At 35.1% G+C, this 23,858-nt stretch carries 17 protein-coding genes and 2 CRISPR repeat arrays; of the genes, 12 read left to right on the forward strand and 5 right to left on the reverse strand.

Annotated elements, in window-relative coordinates; all coding sequences use genetic code 11:
• Positions 1 to 11: 11 nt before the first annotated feature.
• The 4 genes from H3S74_RS02095 to allC all read right to left on the reverse strand — a co-directional run bounded on the left by H3S74_RS02095 (position 12) and on the right by allC (position 4,369).
• A complete protein-coding gene (locus tag H3S74_RS02095; RefSeq protein WP_198247116.1) occupies positions 12 to 914 on the reverse strand; it encodes a carbamate kinase in 903 nt (300 codons plus the stop codon).
• 40 nt (positions 915 to 954) lie between these two features.
• Entirely contained in the window at positions 955 to 1,734 is a 780-nt protein-coding gene (allE, locus tag H3S74_RS02100; RefSeq protein WP_198247117.1) for a (S)-ureidoglycine aminohydrolase, read from the reverse strand.
• 151 nt (positions 1,735 to 1,885) lie between these two features.
• Complete coding sequence (locus tag H3S74_RS02105; protein ID WP_198247118.1) at positions 1,886 to 3,130, reverse strand: MFS transporter; 1,245 nt, start codon at positions 3,128 to 3,130, stop codon at positions 1,886 to 1,888.
• A gap of 12 nt (positions 3,131 to 3,142) precedes the next feature.
• The gene (gene allC, locus H3S74_RS02110) at positions 3,143 to 4,369 is read right to left on the reverse strand and encodes an allantoate deiminase (RefSeq protein ID WP_198247119.1); all 1,227 of its coding nucleotides are present in this window, start codon (positions 4,367 to 4,369) and stop codon (positions 3,143 to 3,145) included.
• Positions 4,370 to 4,782: 413 nt separating this feature from the next.
• Here allC and H3S74_RS02115 point away from each other — a divergent pair, with 413 nt between their 5' ends.
• From H3S74_RS02115 to H3S74_RS02165, 11 genes are all read left to right on the forward strand, one after another.
• Positions 4,783 to 6,450: an acyl-CoA synthetase FdrA gene (locus H3S74_RS02115; protein ID WP_198247120.1), complete on the forward strand. Its 1,668-nt coding sequence runs from the start codon at positions 4,783 to 4,785 to the stop codon at positions 6,448 to 6,450.
• An 11-nt stretch (positions 6,451 to 6,461) separates the two neighbouring features.
• Positions 6,462 to 7,721 carry a DUF1116 domain-containing protein gene (locus H3S74_RS02120; RefSeq protein ID WP_198247121.1) on the forward strand — a complete coding sequence of 420 codons (1,260 nt, stop codon included), beginning with the start codon at positions 6,462 to 6,464 and terminating at the stop codon, positions 7,719 to 7,721.
• A 3-nt stretch (positions 7,722 to 7,724) separates the two neighbouring features.
• Entirely contained in the window at positions 7,725 to 8,678 is a 954-nt protein-coding gene (locus H3S74_RS02125) for a DUF2877 domain-containing protein (RefSeq protein WP_198247122.1), read from the forward strand.
• 3 nt (positions 8,679 to 8,681) lie between these two features.
• Positions 8,682 to 9,605, forward strand: a complete 924-nt coding sequence (allS, locus tag H3S74_RS02130) for an HTH-type transcriptional activator AllS (RefSeq protein ID WP_086363308.1) — start codon at positions 8,682 to 8,684, stop codon at positions 9,603 to 9,605.
• Between the two features lie 57 nt (positions 9,606 to 9,662).
• The gene (locus tag H3S74_RS02135; RefSeq protein ID WP_086363307.1) at positions 9,663 to 10,895 is read left to right on the forward strand and encodes an alanine--glyoxylate aminotransferase family protein; all 1,233 of its coding nucleotides are present in this window, start codon (positions 9,663 to 9,665) and stop codon (positions 10,893 to 10,895) included.
• A 201-nt stretch (positions 10,896 to 11,096) separates the two neighbouring features.
• Complete coding sequence (locus H3S74_RS02140; protein WP_198199673.1) at positions 11,097 to 12,380, forward strand: MFS transporter; 1,284 nt, start codon at positions 11,097 to 11,099, stop codon at positions 12,378 to 12,380.
• 668 nt (positions 12,381 to 13,048) lie between these two features.
• Complete coding sequence (locus H3S74_RS02145) at positions 13,049 to 13,246, forward strand: hypothetical protein (protein WP_198247123.1); 198 nt, start codon at positions 13,049 to 13,051, stop codon at positions 13,244 to 13,246.
• Between the two features lie 194 nt (positions 13,247 to 13,440).
• On the forward strand, positions 13,441 to 13,638 hold the full coding sequence (locus H3S74_RS02150) for a hypothetical protein (RefSeq protein ID WP_198247123.1): 198 nt from the start codon (positions 13,441 to 13,443) through the stop codon (positions 13,636 to 13,638).
• Between the two features lie 188 nt (positions 13,639 to 13,826).
• Positions 13,827 to 14,154: direct repeats of the CRISPR family, unit length 28 nt; unit sequence GTTCACTACCGTGTAGGTAGTTTAGAAA.
• Positions 14,155 to 14,268: 114 nt separating this feature from the next.
• The gene (locus H3S74_RS02155) at positions 14,269 to 16,116 is read left to right on the forward strand and encodes a hypothetical protein (protein ID WP_198247124.1); all 1,848 of its coding nucleotides are present in this window, start codon (positions 14,269 to 14,271) and stop codon (positions 16,114 to 16,116) included.
• 1,504 nt (positions 16,117 to 17,620) lie between these two features.
• Positions 17,621 to 18,008: a CRISPR direct-repeat array (repeat unit 28 nt; unit sequence GTTCACTGCCGTATAGGTAGTTTAGAAA).
• A gap of 600 nt (positions 18,009 to 18,608) precedes the next feature.
• Positions 18,609 to 20,258, forward strand: coding sequence for a hypothetical protein (locus H3S74_RS02160; RefSeq protein ID WP_198247125.1), 1,650 nt, complete (start codon positions 18,609 to 18,611; stop codon positions 20,256 to 20,258).
• A gap of 156 nt (positions 20,259 to 20,414) precedes the next feature.
• A complete protein-coding gene (locus H3S74_RS02165; RefSeq protein ID WP_110448009.1) occupies positions 20,415 to 20,741 on the forward strand; it encodes a hypothetical protein in 327 nt (108 codons plus the stop codon).
• Positions 20,742 to 21,070: 329 nt separating this feature from the next.
• Here H3S74_RS02165 and fabB read toward each other — a convergent pair whose 3' ends face one another.
• Positions 21,071 to 22,282 (reverse strand): beta-ketoacyl-ACP synthase I, encoded by a 1,212-nt coding sequence (gene fabB / locus H3S74_RS02170; protein WP_110448008.1) that lies wholly within the window; start codon positions 22,280 to 22,282, stop codon positions 21,071 to 21,073.
• Between the two features lie 310 nt (positions 22,283 to 22,592).
• Here fabB and H3S74_RS02175 point away from each other — a divergent pair, with 310 nt between their 5' ends.
• Positions 22,593 to 23,858: a putative DNA modification/repair radical SAM protein gene (locus tag H3S74_RS02175; protein WP_366939961.1), complete on the forward strand. Its 1,266-nt coding sequence runs from the start codon at positions 22,593 to 22,595 to the stop codon at positions 23,856 to 23,858.

Raw genomic sequence — 23,858 nt, forward strand, 5'->3', positions numbered from 1 at the left:
TTTTATAGGTGCTATTGGCTGATAATGGTACCTTTGGTTTTTGCTAATAGCGATTCAATATCGGTTAAATTACCGATATAAGCGGTGTTACCTGTTTGCTCAACAAATTCAATCACTGATTTTATTTTTGGTCCCATGGCGCCATCATCAATAGCCATTGGTTGTATACGTTTGGTATCGACTTTTCCTAAAGCTTTTTGTTGTGGCGTACCCCAATTTTCATACACTGCATCTGTATCGGTTAATATCATTAGATGGTCAGCTTTTAATTCAATAGCGAGCTGTGCGGCACTATGATCTTTGTCAATGACAGCTTCAATACCTTTATAACCAGTATTATCTTTTATTACAGGTATACCACCACCACCGTTACAGATAACGATAGTATTCTGGCTTAGCAATTCTTTAATAGTATCAAGCTCGATTATTTTTTTCGGTTTTGGCGATGCCACAACTCGACGAACATATTTACCATCTTGCTTGAATTGCCAACCGTATTGATTTTGTAGATTCTGTTGTTCTTCTGGTTTATATACAGGACCAATATATTTGGTTGGATCTTTAAATGACGGATCGTTATTGTCGACCTCAACTTGGGTTAATACGCAGGCGACTTGGTCGACATTTTCATATTGTTGTAAGCTGCGTTGTATCATATAACCTAACATACCTTGGGTTTGTGCAACTAGGACATCGAGAGGATAGGCTGGCACGCTTGGATAACTGGCATTTTGTAAGGCAAGTAATCCAACTTGAGGCCCATTGCCATGGACAATTACCAGTCGATATTTATTGGCTAATTTTGCAATAAATTTGGTGGTGCTGTTGATATTTTGATATTGATTATCAATAGAAAGTAATTCGTTTCGTTTTGAAATTGCATTACCACCTAGTGCAATAACTATCAGTTCCATATGGTATCCTTTGAGATATTTAGCTAATATAGTTTATTGTTTAGATATTTACATCGCGATGACAATCTTTGGAATAGATATAACTCAAAGGCTGTTGGCCTACCGCATAACAAGCTTGCAATGCATAAGCACCCATAAAGATATAATCATCCTTTTTTACTGGAATCCATTGATTATCAAGTAGGTACATTCCTTCACCGCTAAGTAGATAGGCGCCATGTTCTTGTACATGAGTCTCAATATAGCCATGGCTGGCACCGGGTAAAAAAGTCAGAATGTGAAAGTTCATATCAAAACCGAGCTCTTTAGGTAGTAGGTCTTGAATAAATACGTTATTCATATTTTCATAATTAACCCGTTCTAATTGCTCAACATGATTGACAATAACTCGTGTTTGGTAACCTAAAATAGGATTGTAGCGACGCTTATATAAAAATAAGCGTGATGAAGAAACTAAATTTTGTAAGTAAAGTTTAACGCCAGCAGGGCAATAGATATATCCGCCAGCATGCAGATCATATGATTGTTCATTTGCTTTAACCTTGACTTCACCTTCAATCACATAAGCAAATACCTCAATACCATCATCACCAAATCCTTGTAAGTTATGACCACCTTGATACATGGTAACCAGATAATCAACAAACGAAGCGCCTAATTTAGGGGTAGCTAAGATAGTTATGTCACAATTTTCAAAACCAGGAATAATATTTTTAACTAAACCATCTGGAGGAATTAAAGCGAAGTTTTGACGTTTGATAACTGCGCGTGATGCTAATAGGTCTTTTGGGTAACCGGTATTATTATTGATATATCCCATAATGATCTCCTTGGAACATATAATGTTCGGTCTGCTATGGTTTTTAGGTGCAACGAGCGTGAACCTAAAAGCATAACTTGGTGTACTAATTTTTAATTGGTCGACCATTTACTCGGGCTATAGATCGATAAATAGTCGACATTTTGCGCAATCAGTAAGTTATATGTTTACGCAAATTAATTAAAAAGAATAACGCCGTTGCAATGATTAATATTGCTATAGCAACGTAAAAACCAGTAATTTTGGTACCGGTTATATCCGCTAGTAAGCCTGTCAACGGTGGTGCAATAACGGATGAACTCATACCAAAAAAGTTAAATACACCAAATGCAGTGCCATAACTGTTTTTTGGGGCAATGTCAGCAACGTGAGAAATTAAAATCGGTTCAACTACAAATTTGCCAAACAATCCATATAAGATTAAGCCGATTAGCAACAATGTGATGGTAGCTGATTGGACTGCCATTAACAGTGTTAACGCTGAAAGCAGCTCTAATACGATAATAAACATCAGTCGTTTAGATCTAAATTTATCAGAAATTTTGCTGATAACTAATGCACCAGGAATAGCAGCAAAGGCAACCAATGAGGATGCTGAACCAACACTACCGCCGGAAAAACCCCGTTCAGTTTCAAGAAAGTTGGGTAACCAACTTACTACCATGTAATAGCCATAACAAGTGGCAAAGTACATGATATAACAAGCAACCATTGGGCTTGTAAAAAAGCTGTGTTTTTGTTTTGTTGTCGTTTCGGTTACGGTTTTATGTTTTTGCTGTTTGTTGCGTGCTATAACTGTTTTAATCGATGGCTCTTTAATGATTATGGCAAATCCAGCTATTAAAGCGAGAGTTAATGCTGCAATAATGAAGAGCATATATTGCCATGGCATATCTAATGATTTAACTAAAAAGCTGGTGGATAGTAAACAAATCCCCATACCTAATGCTGCACCAGTATTGATAATTGCCGAGGCAAAGCTACGATGTTCAGCAGGAATATTTTCTGCTGATAGTGACCATGCAGAACCATAATAAGAACCACAACCTAAACCAGCAAGTAAGCTGCCGATATAAATCATCATCATCGAATGAGCATTACCAATTATTACCGCTGCAATAGTGAACAAAATAAAGCCTGGTATAACCACGGCTTTTTTACCATATTTATCGACTAAGATCCCTGCTGGGATTTGCATCAGGGTATAAGAAAAAAAGTAACAACTAGCAATTAAACCTAGTTCAGTATTTGATTGTGGACCTACAGTTTGTTGAATTTCTGGAAAAAGCGCAGCTAGAACAGGGCGATATATCCACATTACTAACCAACCAAGGAATAGTAAAGCAACAATTTTATGCCAGTACTGAATGCCGCCTTTTGTTTCTACTGTTGTCATTTTACTTCCTTATTATTCTTGATAAGCCAATTGGTAAAGTGCATAGGTTAATGCTTTTATTCCTTCGACTAAGTCTTCAGTTTTAGTATCTTCTGCTGGATTGTGGCTTATACCTTTGATACTTGGAACAAATAACATGGCAGTAGGTACTCGTGGTGCAAAAATTTGTGAGTCGTGACCAGCACCGCTGTGCATAACACGATAGTTAAGGTTTTCTTGTTGACAGATGTCTTTGAACATCTTGATTAATTGATCATCCATTGGGATTGGCGCTTCATCCATCCAACGATTTATTTCGATCTCAAGACCGAGTTGTTTAGCGATACCGAGCATATCGGCTTCCAATTCTTCAGTAAATTTTTTGAGTTCAGCTTGATCAGTATGACGACAGTCTATCGTAAACATCACTTCACCAGGCACCACATTAACTACATTGGGTTTAGGATCAACATGACCAAAGGTTAATACTAATGGATCGCCTATCTTGATCGCTTTATTGATTGATTCGTGGCAAATTCGGCTAAAGGCATAGATAGCATCTTTACGGTAACTCATTGGTGTGGTGCCTGCATGATTGGCTTCACCAACTAGGCGAACATTATAACGGCGTTGGCCTACGATGCTGGTGACAACACCAATGCTTTTTTGTTCTCTTTCAAGCACACCACCTTGTTCGATATGAAGTTCTAAAAAGGCTTTGATATCAGTTCGTGCTTTTTGGCTGTTAAATTTAAAACCACAGCTGCTCATAGCATCAACAAACTTGATTCCATTATTATCTTGAATTGTGGCTACATCGTCATTGTTCGCTATGGCAAAGACGTTTTTACTTCCCCAAAAGACATAAGGAAAACGGCTACCTTCTTCTTCGGCCATTGAGATAAGTTCTAAACTGCGTAATGGTTGGCCATAGTTTTCTTTTAAATATTTCATGGCAAGCATAGCTGCAATAATGCCTAATTGTCCGTCAAGTTTTCCGCCATTTACGACCGTATCAACATGGGAGCCAGACATAATCACCTGTTCTTTGTATTTGCTACCTTCAAATCGGCCATATAAGTTCCCTACATCATCAAAATAGGTATCCATGCCGATTTGCGTAAGTTTTTCTTTAAGCGAATTTTGGGCCGCCAGCCACTCGGTAGTATAAAGTAATCGTGTTGTGCCACCTTGTTCTAAACCACCAAAACTGGATATCCATTTAACTGCATCAGCAACATCATCATATAAAATATTCATTAATATTTACCTATTTTTTAAAACTCGCCATCCATTATTAACATCAATCATGATTAATATTAACTACACATATCGTATTGTTTCGATACTCAGGAGCATTTTAAACGTTTTTTTATATTTGTTTACCATACTATTAATAACAAATAATAATGTGATCAAACTAGCTTTTTTATGTTTGTGAAATTTAATTAAATTAATTAGTTACTATTATAAAAAATTTTTTAATAATCTTTTATAATACTGATTTTAAATAATATTATATTTTTGTTATTGTAATTGTTTTGTGATGTATAAACTGCTTATTACTGATTTTTTCCGTAATATATAAATACAATCTCATTGTTAAATTTTTATAATGAGCTTAATGAGGTTCAAAATTAACAGCATTTATCATATTTGAGAGGCCTGTTTTCATGATTCAATCTTTTATAAAAAAGGGAAGCTTTCAAGATTCCGTTAGTTTGATGTTGATATCCAAAAAACTCAGTAATCTTGATGAGGTTGATGAAGTATCTGTCATGATGGGTACTCCTGCCAATAAGTCTTTATTAACCGCAACTGGTTTTTGGAGTGATCATTTTAATGATGCTACACCAAATGATATTTGTGTGGCGATTAAAACCAACGACGATTCTGCCGATGTTGTCGAGTTAATCAGTCAACAACTTGAAGATGCCTTAAAAAATATAGCTCAAGCTCAGCAAGGTGGCGCAAAGCTGCTCAAAGCCAGACGCCTAGCCAGTGCGACCAAAAAATTATCTGATGCCAATTTGGTTTTAATTTCGATAGCGGGTGAATATGCTGCTGAGTTAGCCGATCGCGCTTTAGATGATAATAAAAACGTTATGATCTTTTCTGATAATGTATCAATTGAAGATGAAATCCGGTTGAAAACAAAAGCAGCTGAAAAAGATTTAATTGTCATGGGGCCAGATTGTGGGACTGCATTTATTGCTGGTGCTCCATTGGCGTTTTCCAATGTTATTCCAAAAGGAAACATTGGGGTAATCGGTGCATCTGGCACCGGTATTCAAGAGGTGGTTTCGCAAATCGCTTTATTAAATCAGGGAATTACCCAAGCTATTGGTCTTGGAGGACGTGATTTATCTTTAGAAGTTGGGGGAATTAGTGCACTCACAGCCTTAAAAATGTTAGCGGCTGATCCCGAAACTCAAGTTATTACCTTTATCTCGAAACCGCCTGCGGAAAGTGTCAGGGAAAAAGTTATTTCGGCTATGAAGTTAATTGATAAACCTGTAGTAGCACTATTTTTGGGCTCTAAAATTGATAAACCTAAAGATGATAATATCTATTTTGCCAGAACATTAGATGAAGCGGCTCGATTAGCCTGTTTATTAAGCCCAGTCGAAGCAATAGCAAGTAATTTACCTAATTTAGCTAACAAAACTATTACAGGATTGTATACTGGCGGAACGTTAGCCTCAGAAGCGGCGATGTTATTGGCAGAGGAACTGAATCTAACAACAAGTCATCATCATGATAAAGGGGTTATGTTAGAGCAAAATGGCCATAAAATTATCGATTTAGGTGATGATTTCTATACAGTAGGTAAACCTCATCCGATGATCGATCCTTCAATCCGCGAAGATGAAATCGCTCAACTCGGCAATAAACCTGATGTTGGTGTATTACTTATTGATTTAGTAATCGGTTATGGTGCAAATGCTGATCCTGCCGAATCAGTGATTTCTGGTTATCAAAAAGCTTGCGCTAAACGTGATGATAATCATCCATTAATTGCTATCGCAACTGTGACTGGTTCTGAACAAGATCCTCAGTGCCGTAGTAAGCAAATTGAAGCATTAAAATCAGCAAATATTGTTGTGATGAATAATTTACCCGAAGCTATCTTGCTAGCTAAAAAACTCATTACAACAAATAAATCTGCCAATTTAGTTAAACCTTATCCTTTATTAAGTCATATTAGTGTTATTAATGCTGGTTTAAGAGGTTTTGCTGAAGATCTTCAGGCATCGAATATTCCTGTTGTGCATTATCAATGGGCGCCAATAGCCGGCGGCAATAAAAGATTAGCGGCTATTTTGCAAAAATTAAATTAAGAGGTTTTGATATGTTAAGTACCGCAATAAATGAAGCAAACCAAAAAATTATTGAACGAATTAAAGCGGCTAGACCACATTGGGTAGGTGTTATTGCTGCTAAAGAAGCCGTACCAACATTGGCGCAAGGTAAAAAATTATTACATGCTGGTCCTCCAATTGTTTGGCATGATATGACTGGACCAATGCAAGGTGCCTGTATTGGTGCATGCTTGTTTGAAGGTTGGGCACAAGATGAAAAGCAAGCTTTGCATCTGTTAGAGTTTGGACAAGTAGAATTTATTCCATGTCACTCAGTCAATGCCGTTGGTCCAATGGGGGGGATAACCTCAGCCAATATGCCAATGATTGTTGTTGAAAATGTTACTCATGGTAATCGAGCTTACTGCAATTTAAATGAGGGCATTGGTAAAGTAATGCGTTTTGGTGCTTATGGACAAGAAGTTTTAGACCGTCATCGTTGGATGAAAGAGTCATTAGGGCCTGCATTAAATGAAGCATTAAAACTATTTGATAATGGTATCGATTTAACGGCTCTTATGGCGCAAGCCATAACCATGGGTGATGAATTCCATCAACGTAATATTGCTGCTTCAGCATTGTTGTTACGAACGCTTTCACCAAAATTAATTTTACTTGACCGTAGTAAAGCAGAAATGGAAAAAATCTTCAGCTTTTTAAGTGTGACAGATCAGTTCTTTTTAAATGTTGCTATGGCATTTTGTAAATCCATTATGGATAGTGCAGCGCAAATCAAAGAAGGTACCATTGTTACTGCAATGACTCGTAATGGCAAAGAATTTGGAATTAAAGTCAGTGGACTTGGTGATCAGTGGTTTACTGCACCAGTTAATACCCCTCAAGGTCTTTTCTTTACTGGGTATTCCCAACAAGACGCCAATCCAGATATTGGTGATAGTGCTATTACTGAAACTTTTGGTATTGGTGGCGCCGCCATGGTTGCAGCACCAGGCGTAACTCGTTTTGTTGGTGCAGGTGGCACAGATGTTGCTTATGAAGTATCAGAAGAGATGAGTGAAATTTATTTAGAACATAATATGCTATTCCAAATTCCAACTTGGAATTTCCAAGGCTGTTGTTTAGGTTTAGATCTTCGTTTGGTGGTCGAAACTGGTATTACACCATTAATTAATACTGGTATAGCTCATAAACAAGCAGGTGTCGGCCAAATCGGTGCAGGAACGGTAAGAGCTCCATTAGCATGTTTTGAAAAAGCACTCGAAGCATTAGCTAAAAAATTAGAAGTGTAGATTATGAAATTGATATATGCAGATGATGAATGCTTAAATAAACCGATTAACCGATCTAAGTTAAGTACCCATGCTATTGATTATTGTCAACAGTATGGTCTATTTATAGCTCAATCATCGCATATCATCAAACCACTACTAATTAGTGCCGATATTCCAATAAAAGAGGGCGAATTATCGCTATTTAGTTGTTATCAACATACCATTAATTTAATCACAGCAAATCAGCAATTAATCACATTACATCGCTTTAACAGTGGTTTATCACCAATGGGTGTCGTGTTTAAATCGTCTGATTTTGATTTCCTTATGTCGCTATTATTGGATAATAATAAGATATCACTTTATCAATTGTCGACTGGTGACTTACAAATCGGCATGTTTCTCATTTCATTTGATACACATTTTTGCCAACTTCATTCAAAAAAGTATTCACTAAATAACATGAGTAAATTGCAAGTTGCTAATCAGTTAAAGCAAATTCACAATCCTACGGGATTATTTGGCCAATTAAGCAATAATGTAAATGGTCATTATCCACAGCAATTAAATCAGTTATGCAATATTATGATGAATTTAATGGAAGGCAATGTTGATGATATCTCGCCGTTTATTGGTTTAGGTCCCGGTTTAACACCAAGCTTTGATGACATTATTGTTGGCATTTTAGCAGTCACCTCAAGTGATCCTTGTTTTGTTGATCGAATGCAACGATTTAAAACAGCCTTTGCAAAGTTATCATTAGATTTATTAACTACAACAGTTAGTGTTGCCTTCTTAAATTATGCATTACAAGGCAAATTTTCGTTACTGGTATTACAAGTCATTAACTCATTTGTAAAAGGTCACTATCATCATTCATCGATAAAAAACTTAATGAATTATGGTCACACCTCTGGATCAGATCTTTTACTTGGTATATGGTTAGGTATTGATCGTTTTGTTTTAAGGGATTAAATCATGTTAGATACAGAAACCATGCGAACCTTTATCAAAGTAGTAGAAAGTAATAGCTTTTCAAAAGCCGCAAAACTACTTTACAAAACACCTGCCGCAATTAGTTATCGCATTAAATCATTGGAAGCCGATCTCAATACCCAACTTTTTGAACGAACCACTCGAACCGTGACACTTACATTAGCAGGGCAACACCTTTATGAACAGTGTAGCCAATGGTTGCTTTGGTTATCGACTATGCCCGATGAGCTTCAACAAATCCGTGATGGTGTTGAACGTAAAATTAACATTACTATCAATAATTTATTGTATGATGTTGAAGCTGTTGCCGATTTATTGGCTTTTCTGAAAGAAAAATTCCCTTTCACCCATTTTAATGTGAATCGACAAGTGTATATGGGGGTATGGGACTCGTTATTGCATGGTGAATGCCATTTAGCCATCGGTGCAACAGGTACTGAATCGCTTGATACTATGATAAATATACTTCCGCTTGGTGAAGTTAGTTGGGTATTCGTTGCGGCAAAACATCATCCTATTTCTCAAATTGAGGGGGCGTTATCGAATGAAACATTACGCAAATACCCAGCAATTAATGTTGAAGATACATCTGTTCATATGAATAAACGAGTGGCATGGTTATTACCGAGTCAATCAGAGATTATTGTTCCCAATATTTCAACCAAGTTGGCTTGCCACTTAAGGGGACTCGGGATCGGTTTCTTGCCAAAATCAATCTGTCAATCTTATTTGGATTCAGGTGAATTGATTGCTTGCCGAGTTATTAATGAACGTAAACCATCGCCATTGTCCTTAGCATGGAAAAAAACGCATATGGGTAAAGTGATGAATGAAATTGTAAATCTATTTAGATTTCATCATCCCCTTGCCAATAATTTTTTAAAAAATATAGATAAAAGAAGATGAATTACCAATTAGTGTGATCATCAACTAATTAATTCGATATTAATAAAGGAAAAAATAATGTTAGATCTAAATAAATATGATCAAATTAATCCGCCTTCACGGCTATTAATGGGTCCCGGTCCAATTAATGCAGATCCTCGTGTAACTAGAGCGATGGCTGCCCCTTTAATTGGTCAATTTGACCCTATTATGACTGATTATATGAATCAAACCATGTCACTTTATCGGGATATTTTCAAAACCAAAAATGAACAAACTTTTGTTATCGATGGAACAGCAAGGGCAGGTATTGAAGCAGTATTAGTATCAACGATTAAACCTGGTGATAAAGTCTTAATACCCGTGTTTGGTCGCTTTGGCTTATTACTATGTGAAATTGCTCATCGTTGTCGTGCTGATGTTCATACTATTGAAGTGCCATGGGGTGAAGTTTTTGATCCTAATGTTATCGAAGATGCGATTAAAAAAGTTAAACCAAAATTATTGCTTTGTGTTCAGGGTGATACTTCAACAACATTGTTACAACCATTAGATAATATTGGTGAAATTTGCCGTCGACATGGCGTATTATCTTATGTTGATGCTACAGCTTCAATTGTTGGTAACCCGCTTGAAGTTGATAAATGGCAACTTGATGGTGTTTCAGTCAGTTTACAAAAATGTTTAAGTGGGCCTCCAGGTGTTGCTCCTCTCACATTAAGTCCGAAAATGGTCGAAATCATCCAAGCACGTAAATGTGTTGAATTAGGTATAAGATCTGATAATGACACCAGTGGCAATGATGAGATGATCTATTCTAACTATTTCGATATCGATATGATTATTCGTTACTGGGGATCTGAGCGTATTAATCATCACACCGAAGCCACATCAATGCTTTATGCTGCACGAGAATGTGCTCGAATCGTGTTACAAGAAGGTTTAGATAATGTTATTGAGCGTCACCGTATCAATGGTGCAGCGATGGTTGCTGGTTTACAAGCAATGGGTCTGAACTTATTTGGTGATTTATCTCATAAGATGAATAATGTTGTTGGTGTTGTACGACCTGATCATATTAATGATCTTGAAGTTCGCAATTTAATGCTCAATGATTTTGGTATTGAAATTGGCGCCTCTTTTGGGCCACTTAAAGGTAATGTATGGCGTATCGGTACTATGGGATACAATGCAAGAAAATCTTGTGTAATGCAAACCCTTACTGCGTTTGAAGCAGTATTAAATCGTGTTGGCTTTAAAACAACCCAAGGAGCAGGTTTAGAAGCCGCTTGGAATGTCTACAATAAATAAGTAGTAGATATTTGATAATTATAAAAAATTCACTTAAGTGAAATAAATTATATCCTTTGGATATTGAGCGTTTGATTTAAATTAATAAATAGTAATCTATTGATTAAATGATAAAAATCAACAATAGATTACTATTGCTACAAATATTAACTTTTGTTTCAAGTTAATCAAGATAACACTATTTAAACAAAAGGAAATTTAATGAATCAGTTACACAATAAAATTCCTAACTCTGGATATAAACAAAAAAAATGGAAAGGGCGATATACAATACTATTACTTTTATGGTCAGGTTGGTTACTCTCATTTCTTGACCGAATGGTAATGAATGTATCGCTACCCTTTATAGGTCAAGATCTCGGTATCGACAAAACAGTACAAGGTTCGATTATCAGTGCTTTCTTTGTTGGTTATGCGTTATTTCAAATTCCAGGGGGATATTTATCAGATAAATTTGGTCCTCGTAAAGTGATGGCTTTTGCTATTGTATGGTGGTCAATATTTACTCTGTTTACTGGATTAATTTATGTATTACCTCTGATGTTATTGACTCGATTTTTATTTGGTGCCGGTGAAGGATGTTTCCCTGCATCATCTTGGAAAACAATTGCAACTTATTTTCCTGCTAAAGAACGAGGCAGAGCAACAGCAATTCAATCATCAGTTAATACTTTAGGGCCAGCAATTTCAGTTATTGTTGCTGTCGCTATAATTGAATGGCTGGGTTGGCGTGATGTATTTATTATATTAAGTATTCCTGGATTCATATTAGGTGTACTTATTTATAAATTTATCCGCAACAATCCGACTGAAAATAGTTTGCTTGATGCTAACGAATTGCAAGAGTTGGAAGTTAGCAATAGTCAAGATAACAATAATTCAGTAGTAGATAACAGCTCATCTTCGTTAATAAACGTATTGAAGATGCCAATACTATGGAAGTTATCGCTTATCTGGTTTTTGTTTGATATCACATTTTGGGGCTTCACAACTTGGTTACCAAGTTATTTACTCGAAGCAAGAGGATTATCCCTTTCAAAAACCGGGATTTTAGCGGCAATTCCTTTCCTATTTGGTGCATTAGGCACATTAGTAGGTGGATATTTTGCTGATAAATTTGAACATAAATTAAAATATGTTTATGGCTTAACTGCTTTTATATCTGGCATATTTCTCTTCTTTATGTTCCAAGTTGATAATCTGCAAGCGGCCATTATTTTCCAATGTCTATCAGCACTATTTATGTTTATTGCTTTTGCGATCTTCTGGGGAATGTTAATGCATATGATCCCTCCAGTGATTATGGGTAAAGCTTCAAGCATTGTTAATTTTGGTGGTCAAGTTGCAGGGGTATTATCTCCATTTATCATTGGATTCTTAATCGATAACGCTAACGGTGGTTATAATCATGCTTTTATATTTATGGTAATAGCGCTAATTAGCTCGGCAATTTTGACTTTTTTCATCAAAAAAATGAATATTTAAGCATAGAAATAGATTTTCGATCTAACAAATCATAAAAATACTCAAACTAAGTTTGAGTATTTTTTTACATTGAGAAAATAGTTTATTCTAAAAAAAGTTGAGGAACGGGGTTTTTAAAGCCTAAATCTAGCCACAATTCACCGAAATTGGCTTTAAAACTAAAATCAGTTAGCTCTAAATATAAAAGTTTATTTCTAGAAAATCAGATTGGAGTGCTTCATTTAGCGACATGAGCAATGTGCTGACAACTGAGAGAGGTTAGCATGGCAAACAGGGATGTTTGGCAAGGCTGTTGTTTGTCAGGAACAAATCACAGCCGGTGCGTTAACAGCGAACGAAGGTGGAAGGCAGTCACATCGTGACCACTTGCGTGGTCGCCGCGGGAGTTGGTAAAGAGGGTTCGCGCAAACCCTCTTTACTCGGACGTAAACGCCATATAGAACTAGCTACCAAACAACAAAACGTCCGAAACTAAAAGAACAAAAAAGTTGAGGAACGGGGTTTTTTAAAGCCTAAATCTAGCCACAATTCACCGAAATTGGCTTTAAAACTAAAATCAGTTCGCTCTAAATATAAAAGTTTATTTCTAGACAATCAGATTGGAGTGCTTCATTTAGCGACATTAGCAATGTGCTGACAACAGAGAGAGATTAGCATGGCAAATAGTGATGTTTGGCAAGGCTGTGTTTTGTCAGGAACAAATCACAGCTGGTGCGTTAAAGCGAACGCAGGCGGAAGGCAGTCATGCAGTGACCACTTGCGTGGTCGCCGCGGGAGTTGGTAAAGAGGGTTCGCGTAAACCCTCTTTGCTCGGATGTAATCACCATATAAAGCTAGCTACCAAACAACAAAACGTCCGAAACTAAAAGAACTAAAAAAGTTGAGGAACGGGGTTTTTTAAAACCTAAATCTAGCCACAATTCACCGAAATTGGCTTTAAAACTAAAATCAGTTCGCTCTAATTATAAAAGTTTATTTCTAGAAAATCAGATTGGAGTGCTTCATTTAGCGACATGAGCAATGTGCTGACAACTGAGAGAGATTAGCATGGCAAACAGGGATGTTTGGCAAGGCTGTGTTTTGTCAGGAACAAATCACAGCTGGTGCGTTAAAGCGAACGCAGGCGGAAGGCAGTCATGCAGTGACCACTTGCGTGGTCGCCGCGGGAGTTGGTAAAGAGGGTTCGCGTAAACCCTCTTTGCTCGGATGTAATCACCATATAAAGCTAGCTACCAAACAACAAAACGTCCGAAATTAAAAGAACAAAAAAGTTGAGGAAAGGGTTTTTTAAAACTTAAATTTGTACCCATTTCTAACCCTTTTTTTTGACTTAAAATAAAATGATTAAAAATCAAAATATTAAGAAGTTATTCAAAAAAAGGGTTTTTAATAGTAAAATTACGCTTTGTCTTTTTGCCAACTGCATTTATAGTATGTTGTGTTCTAGTTCACTACCGTGTAGGTAGTTTAGAAAATTTCGAACAATAGCTTGATTAGCTCTAACTTGTTCACTACCGTGTAGGTAGTTTAGAAAAGCGAAACGCTCTCAAAAATGTGCGTGGTGCAGTTCACTACCGTGTAGGTAGTTTAGAAATTATGAAATCCCAACAATTCGCCCTACAGAATGTTCACTACCGTGTAGGTAGTTTAGAAATGATTAAATAACTCGTTAAGTTTCTCTATCTGGTTCACTACCGTGTAGGTAGTTTAGAAAATAAACAACTCTAGTACAAGATTTAACCCAACATTCACTACCTTGTAGGTATGACAAAAGTCTTAACAATTATTTACCAATCTGAATTTGCTATAATTACCTAATATATCTATACTTTTTTCTGCAAGGATTGCATATTTTTAGATAAAAATTATAAATTAAAGGATTAAGAGCATGTTGAGATACCCTTATTTAGGCGCTATTTCTAATTTAATTGTTAATACAACATTGACCAGTAAAAAAAATATATTGAGTCACGCCCCTTCAATACAGCAATTATTCATTAATCAGCCAATAAAGCGAAATTCAACGTTTAATAAAACACTACTTAAATATTCATCCTCATTTTGCCAAACAATAGTGAAATTCTTGAAAAAGATTTGTTTATGTTCTATGACTTTTTCAACTATATTTAGCCCTGTATACGCGTTAAGTGCATTTACCACAGAAAGTATAAAAGGTAGTGCACCATATTTAACACTAGATGATGGTGTTAGTAAAATAACGAGTACAGAAGAGCTACTGGCAATTAAATTACCTAATGGTACTGTGATAACCCCGCAAAATGATGTATCAAGTATAACCAATCCGATCGAGTTACCTGATAAGAACAATATATATGCCAGTGTACAAACGATTGTTCCATTACCTATATCAGGCAATAATCAGTTTCCTGTAATAAATATGACTGATTTACTTGCTGCACCGTATAATTATTTTGCAGATGATGATGGTGATGGATTTGATGATAGTGACCTTATTACCGCAACCGCAACAGGTGACATTAAGATAAAATGGGAAGCCCGTAATCCTGCCGTAGCAGATATTAATGCTAAAAACGCATTTATAGATATTACATCGAAGGTGAAAAGTCATCCTGATGCCATTCCAGATTTATGTGATGGGATACATAAAATAACCATTAGCGCTAGTGATAGTGAGTTAACTACACCTTATGGTGATCCCAATACAAATCATTTTCAAGAAGGTTCACATAGTTATTATTTAACACCAAAATTAGATCCAAAAGTGTGTTATGCCCAGCCAAATTTGTATCCTGATAACGCTAGTTTAGCCGGTCGTGATTATGAGATAGATGGCATTTTATGGGATGCCGCACAAATCGAGAGTGACCATGATTATGGTGTTTATCGAGGGTATCCAAGTAAAGGTATTAAGGTATTACGAGCAACCAATAGTGGTAATTATCAAGGTGAAACTTCAATAACTAAAAATAACTTTCCAACGACCGGGTCACATGGATTGTATTTTTATTTACTATTTGGCGGTATAACACCTGAAGCGGTATTAGCTGCCAATGGCAGTACTATACAATCTATAGAGGGGGGAAATGTTAGTTTATCATTAAGTGTAAGTAAAACCACTGAATGGGAGCATGGTGAGCATGGACCCAGTCCATATGGATTGGCTGAACCAGCTATAAAAGTAACATTAGTTGGTCCACGCTATAATTCAGCAGATAAGAGTTTTAGACCTATGACTTTCAGATTATATGCTGATAGTAATAAAAGTACGCTAATTTACGAATTTAAATTAATGCGTTGGTTTATTGCTAATCCTGAGATTTTTTTTAATAAGGAACATGGATTTCCATCATCTGATGAAAATAAAGAAATGTTAAGTTATCAATCTAAGGCAAGGGATTATTGTAAAAGTTTAGGTAGTGGTTATCGATTGCCAGATGTGAATGATTTTACCAATATTAATGGGTATGGAATGTATGCTCGTCGACAATTAAGTTATCAGGAGAATGGAAAATGGATTGGTGGAATTGCCAATGAATGGGGATGTATGCCTATGAGTGAGGATGATAGTGACGCTAGTTGCCCATCTTATAGAAGCACAGACTGGAAGGCATATGATTATTGGACGAATAATGTAGCAACAAATACTGCGCGACCTAAGGATGAAGGAAAACCATTTTTATTTGATCCCGATGGAGTTATCGAGATACTTCAATCTATTTTGTGGCCAATTCGTGCCGCATGTGTTACACCTTAAGTGTTAATTGTGTTAATCCTAAAATATAATAAACGCAAGTTATAGTCACTGTTAGTTTTTGATGTATTTTAACAGTTATTAGAGTATTGGTTTTTTATTAATATATTGCATAAAAAACATAAAAAAACCAATATAATATCTAGTATTTAACTAATTGAAATTTTTTTTAAATGGTTCTTTGCAACTATTGTTAAACGTAGTTATGATTTTGTCAGATCATAATTAGGATATAATATAGGGATATAATGGATAATCAAAATCAGTCTTACTTTAAACTGCCTTTATTTTTTACTTTTGCTTGTTATTTCATTTGGTTGATAGTTCCAATGATTAATTTTTTCGATTTTGCCAACATTACTATACGTTATAGATATGATAATATTTTTGTCTATCATATAACATTGGGAAGTCTAACTTATTATTTGTTAGTTTATATGATTGCTTTGTATTTTTTTCAAAAATATCGTATATATGACTTGTCAAAAAATTTGGTAAGAATATGTTTGTTAATTACCGTTTATACCTTAATTAGATATGTTTTTTATATATTAGAACACTATATTTTAAGCAATATAATTTTTCGTTTTTTCGATCATGATTATATTCCCTTATGTCTTAGATTTCTAGAATGGTTTGATATTATATCAATATTAATTATTTTAATTATATTATTTAAAATAATACCTTTTTATTCTTCAGTAATCGAGTTTAATTCTATAGTAATAAAAAGAATTCACATTCAAATATATAGCTTTTTCTTGTCTTATATTTCACTTAAAACTATTTTGCTAAATGTTTATGCAATCAACGAATTATTTGATTCAAGTATTACTGTAATGCTACTATTTGTATTGTTAACCTTTTTAGGATGGGGAATTTTATATAAGCTTTTCAATATAATTCTTATAAATTGTTTTGGAGAATTTGATTCACAAGTTAAATTTAAAAAATTAATATTAACTCTTCTTGGAACAATTTTTTTAAGTGCTTTGATAAGCACTATTATTGTTTTTATAATATTAATGCTTTATATGCCTGCACATCTGAATTTGAAAAATAAAATCCAATTTTATTCTTCTTACTTTTTGTACAGTTTTTCTGGGATAAATTTGTTGTTTTCTTTAATATTTAGTCGATATTTTATAAAGATTTTTTATTCAAAAAGATAGTTGTTTTTTGCTTATTGGATAAAAGAGCAAAGTATTCAATTATTCTAAAAATGCATACCATTAATTAATTGAGATTTCTAGGTAAATTAATTTAATAATATATCTCATTATGAAGAAATGATTGACCATAGAGTAAATAATAAAGGTCGATTATAAAAAATTTGAGGAACGGGTTTTTTGAAATCTAAAGACATCCCATCATTAACCCTTTTTTTTACTTAAAATAAAATTTCTAAAAAATCAATACATTAAAAAATGGCTTAAAAAAAGGGGTTTTAATAGTAAAATTACGCTTTGTCTTTTTGCCAACAACATTTATAGTATATGGGATTCTAGTTCACTGCCGTATAGGTAGTTTAGAAATGATAACGTACATGCACGTTTAAAATCTCTTCGTTCACTGCCGTATAGGTAGTTTAGAAATCTGTTAATCTAATATACGTTGATCCGTCATCGTTCACTGCCGTATAGGTAGTTTAGAAATTGGGTTGATTAGTCTTTCTACGCCAAAGCTTGTTCACTGCCGTATAGGTAGTTTAGAAAAATAGCCAGAAAATAAATCACGTTTAGATAAAGTTCACTGCCGTATAGGTAGTTTAGAAACACAGCGGACGTTCAATAACCGTTAAGTCTTTGTTCACTGCCGTATAGGTAGTTTAGAAATGAGTGTATTTAGTCAATATCGCGTTAATTCGGTTCACTGCCGTATAGGCAGTTTAGAAATGGTAATTACGTCATTGCTTGCAAGGTAGGTAGTCACTAAATTCACTCAAACCACCTTGGAACGGTTTTTTATTGCTCTTAACCCTTAAATAACATACCATTAACTAAAAAGGGGATGGTATAAAAAAATTGCTCTTCTTATTATGTCTAATACTTTTATTTAACGAATCATGATTATTTATATTCAGTTATTTACATATCTTAACAAAATCAGCAAAACAAGAATTGCTAAAATTAATGAGTTTATTTATACTTTTCGAATATAATAAAATATATTTTTATTGAAACAAAACAATCGGATATCGTGACAAAGGATTGAAAAAATGTTAAAATACAGTTGTTTAGAGGCCAGCCAGCCAGCCAGCCAGCCAGCCAGCCAGCCAGCCAGCCAGCCAGCCAGCCAGCCAGCCAGCCAGCCAGCCAGCCAGCCATAATTTAGGATTATTTAGCCGACGAAAGTTAGGTTATTTATTTCAGAATCAAACATTATTTTTCTTATTTAAAGATTTATATTTTTTAAAATCTTATTCGATTAATTCAAATTCAAATTCAAATTTAAAACAACGATTTTTAAGTTTAAAACCGATATTATTGTGGATATTGGTTCTAAGTAGTCTATTAAGTATTTCAACAAAATCAGCTTATGCATTAAATGCAAGTACTGCCAATGAAATTCATGGTAGTGCACCTTATCTTACTTATGATGGTGGTATCAATAAAGCAGATAGTCTAGAAAGTCTATTAGGAATAACTTTATCAGATGGTACCGTTATAACGGCTTTAGAAGATAAATCAAGCCCAACAAACCCAATAGAGTTGCCGAGTGCTTATGATACTTATGCCAATATTCAAACTATTGTTCCACTACCAAAGTCAGGTAATAATAATTATCCAACAGCCAATATCACAGATTTATTAAAAGCACCGTATAACTACTATGGTGATGATGATGGTGATGGTTATGATCAAAGTGGTAGTGTAATTGCTACAGCGAGTGGTCAGGTAAGTTTAAAGTGGGAAGTACTTAGACCTGGATTTAGTGATACCAACGCTAGTGATGCGTTTTATGATATTACTGAAACAGTGGGAAGTGAACCTAATACCTTAATTAATGCTTGTCATAAGCCATATCGTTTAACCATCAGTGCAAGTAATGGTGAGCTGAAGACTATGTATGGTCAACCCAATAAGAGTGATTTTATTGGTGGCAGTCATAGTTACTATATCAAGGCAAATAGTGAATCGCCTGCAGCGTGTTATGCCCAACCTAATCTATATTTTGATAATGCTTCTGTTGCTCCAACTAAGATAACTTATATGTTCGATAGTTTTAGATGGGATTCGGCCAATAATTTTTTTAAAAATAATTATAGAGGTTCACCAAGTAAGGGGTTTATCATACTACGAGCAGCTAACAGTGGGCATGATCCTTTGAATAATAATCATAACTACAGTAATTTTCCAACTACAGGTTCACATGGTTTATATTTTTATCTATTGCTAGAGGGAATTACTCCAAATGCTGTCGTATCAGCTAACGGTAAAACGGTGAGATCAGTAGAAGGTGGAACAGTGAGCTTATCGTTAAGTGCCGGTAATACAGAGCTATGGCGACATAAACAAAGTAATGTGCCTAATCCTTATGGAAAGATAGAACCAGCATTAAAAGTGACTTTGAATGGTCCTCGTTATAATTCAGCGGATAAAAGTTTTAGTCCGACGACCTTTAGAATATATGCCGATAGTGCTAAGCAGCGTTTATTGTATGAATTTAAATTAGAGCGATGGTATATCGCACAGCCAGATGTGTTATATGGTAATAAAACAACTGGTAACGGCGGTGGTATTATGGTGGATAAGGGCTTAGGATACCAGCAGCAAGCAAAAAATTATTGTTCAGGTCTAGGTAATAACTATCATTTGCCCAATGAGAAAGAGATATTTTTTATTGGTGATGGAGTTATTATCATAGGTCGAGAACCACATACTCGTAGTGTTGGTTATAATATTAATAATGAATTTAGAGGCGGAATAGTTAATGAATGGGGCTGTATTACTACTTCTTCTAATATATGTAATGGCTATCAAGGTTCTGATTGGAACTCTTATATGTATTGGACAACAGATGTTAGAGTAGAAGGTCGGAATAAGAGGAGAGGATTAATGGTTGATGCAGAGTTAGGTTTTAGATGGGCTTATGCTACAACCACAGATTCCATTGCTGCTGCAGCCGTCTGTGTAACGCCTTGATTTAAATTGATGTTATAAAAATCTATAGCTAAAACTTTGATGGCAAATGGAAAAAAGGATTCGAATCTTAAGGTGCTAAGCACTATAAGATTCGAAAAATTGTACAAAATACCATCATTTAATATATTGTTAATATAAGCACTTTGTAGTTACCTTATGGATATACAGCAGAAATTAAAACTCAGTCAACAAACAAACCAGATTAGTTTTATCAAAGATAGTGGACTATTTTGTGGTTTATACAATCAGTCAGCCTATATAGTTACTGAATTATTACATTATGATTTAAAGTTAAGAGCTAAAACGATAAAGAAAATCAATCATCAAGTTGTCATAAGTTGTGGTATTCCCATAACCAGTGTGACAAAGCGTTTTCCAAATTCGGTTGAAACTGAGTGGGGATTTCAATTAATAGGTGATTTTGATTTAAGCTGTTATTTACAGTGGCGTGAAAAAATAATATCTAACTTTATACTTAAATAAAATATTTGGAGAAGTGGGCAAAGCTAAAATATTATAATTCTTACCTCTTATTGCGCTATAGAAAAGTTATTAAAAATCAATATATTAGGAGGGGCTCAAAAAACTTTTTTTTACTGGTAAAAATAGACTTTGTCTTTTTGCCAACAACATTTATAGTATATGGGATTCTAGTTCACTGCCGTGTAGGTAGATTAAAATATTAATTATTTCTAAAAAGACAAGCAAAAGCATTTCAAAAAGCTAAAAATCTAAATTAGTTATAGCGTTGTCAAATAAAAAACCGTTCTAGTTATGAACGGTTTTTTATTATTGGTTAGATAATTTTACAATTATGCTTGGTATTTTTTCATGACAATTGACGCATTAGTACCGCCGAAACCAAAACTATTAGACATTACTGTGGTTAATTCACGTTCAGTTGGCTCGGTAATAATGTTCATGCCTACTGCTTCATCTGCAAGTTCGTCAATATTGATACTTGGTGTAATAAAGCCGTGTTCAAGCATAAGTAATGAATAAATCAATTCTTGTGCGCCGGTAGCACTTAATGAGTGACCAGTCATGGATTTAGTTGAAGAGATAGCAGGGATGTTATCACCAAATACTTGTTTGATTGCCCATAATTCTTTGACATCACCAACTGGGGTTGAGGTACCATGAGTATTGATATAATCAACTGGTCCATCAAGATCTTGAATAGCAAGCTGCATACAACGCATTGCCCCTTCACCAGATGGCGCAACCATGTCATAACCATCAGATGTTGCCCCATAACCAACGAGTTCACCATAGATATGTGCACCACGGGCAAGAGCATGCTCAAGTTCTTCAACTACTACCATTCCGGCACCGCCTGCGATTACAAAACCATCACGGTTTTTATCATAAGCACGTGATGCTTTTTCTGGTGTGTCGTTATATTTAGTTGATAATGCCCCCATAGCATCAAATTCGCATGACATTTCCCAACATAGCTCTTCACCACCACCAGCAAACACGATATCTTGTTTACCAAGTTGAATAAGTTCAGCTGCATGGCCAATACAGTGTACTGATGTTGCACAAGCTGAAGTCATTGAGTAGCTAACTCCTTTAATTTTAAATGGTGTCGCTAAACATGCAGAAATTGCCGATGACATAGATTTTGTTACTGCATAAGGCCCAACACCTCTTAAACCTTTTTCTTTCATGCCGGCAACAACATTATATTGAGTTTTGGTTGAGCCACCATAACCAGCGATAAGACCTGTGCGTGGATTAGATACTTGCTCTGGGGTTAATTTTGCATCTTCGATTGCTTGTTGTAGCGCAAGATATCCATAAATAGAAGCATCGTTCATAAAACGGACGACTTTTCGATCGATTAATCCAGTTGTATCTAATTTGACATTACCACAAACATGACTACGCATTCCGCTATCTTTCATTTCTTGCGAAAAAGTAATACCACTTCGGCCTACTCTTAACGATTCTAAAACTTCTTTGGTATTATTCCCAATGCTTGAAAGAATACCTAATCCTGTAATTACTACACGTTTCATCTAATGCTCTACTCCTAAGTTAACTGGCTTCATATGAAAAATTGGTCTGATTATAGCGTACACTTGTAAGCTGAACAATACCCCCAGATTGATTTTATTTGTTAAGTTAATAAATAAAATTGGGATAACCGGTCAATAAATCAATCAATATGAATATATTTACATTCTATTAATGAAATTTTGATTAAATCAGTCTTAATCGCAAGTTTATTGAACAAAAATTTTTAAATTCGATCTGATTATTAACTTGCTAACGGCAATAAAATAATTATAATACTGTAAGTATATACAGTTGTTGGTGATAGTTATGATTCAAGAAAAAATGATCTCAAAGCTTGAGATCTTAGCCGAATCTGCAAAATATGACATTTCATGTGCCTCAAGTGGTACTTCACGCAGTAATAAAAATAAAGGTATTGGTAGTGCTTCTCGCTGTGGTATTTGCCATTCATTTACTGCTGATGGTCGCTGTGTTTCACTGTTGAAAATCATGTTAACGAATTATTGCATGTTTGACTGTGCTTATTGTATCAATCGCCAGAGTAATGATATTCCTCGTGCAGGATTTACACCAAAAGAGTTAGCGGAACTGACGATTGAATTTTATCGTCGCAATTATATTGAAGGGCTGTTTTTAAGCTCGGGTATTGTACGTAGTGCTGATCACACGATGGAAAAAATGATTCGTGTGGTCAAAATATTACGGCAAGAATATAACTTTAATGGTTATATTCATATGAAGGCGATTCCAGGTGCAAGTAATGAATTAATTCGTGAAGCAGGTTTACTCGTTGATCGAATGAGTGTCAATTTAGAGATCCCTACCGAGCGAAATTTAAAATTATTGGCGCCAGATAAAGATCATCAAACCATTTATCAACCAATGCGACATATTCAGCAAAATTTGCTAGAAAATATTGAAGATCGTAAAAAAATCAAATCAACACCAAAATTTGTTCCTGCTGGGCAAAGTACTCAGGTGATTATTGGCGCGACAGATGAAACTGATAATCAAATTTTACAGCTCACCGCCAAACTATATAAGCGACCAAGTATGAAGCGGGTTTACTATTCGGGATTTATTCCTGTGAATAGTTATGATAAGCGATTACCTGTTTTGCAAGAAGTACCAAGAGTGCGAGAAAATCGTTTATATCAGGCAGATTGGTTACTTCGTTTTTATGATTTCAGTGTCGATGAAATTGTAAATGATGAACATCCAGATCTTGATTTGACTGTTGATCCCAAATTATCTTGGGCGATTCGTAATCCACAATTTTTTCCGGTTGATATCAATCGGGATAGTTATCAAAAAATTCTACGGGTGCCAGGTATTGGCGTTAAATCAGCAAAATTAATTGTTATGGCAAGGCGACATCGAAAACTCAATAAAGAGGCGCTCAAACGTATTGGTGTGGTGCTAAAACGAGCGCAGTTTTTTATTATTTGTCATGAAATGAATACATTTAAAGTACTTGATTCATCTGCCGAATATATCCGTCTTAGTTTACAAGATTTGCCTCGTCTTGAAGTAAAACAACAATCCCTTCCACAGCAACTAGTTATGGGATGGTAA

This window comes from Gilliamella sp. W8126 (genome assembly GCF_016102185.1).
Lineage (GTDB): Bacteria > Pseudomonadota > Gammaproteobacteria > Enterobacterales > Orbaceae > Gilliamella > Gilliamella apis_A.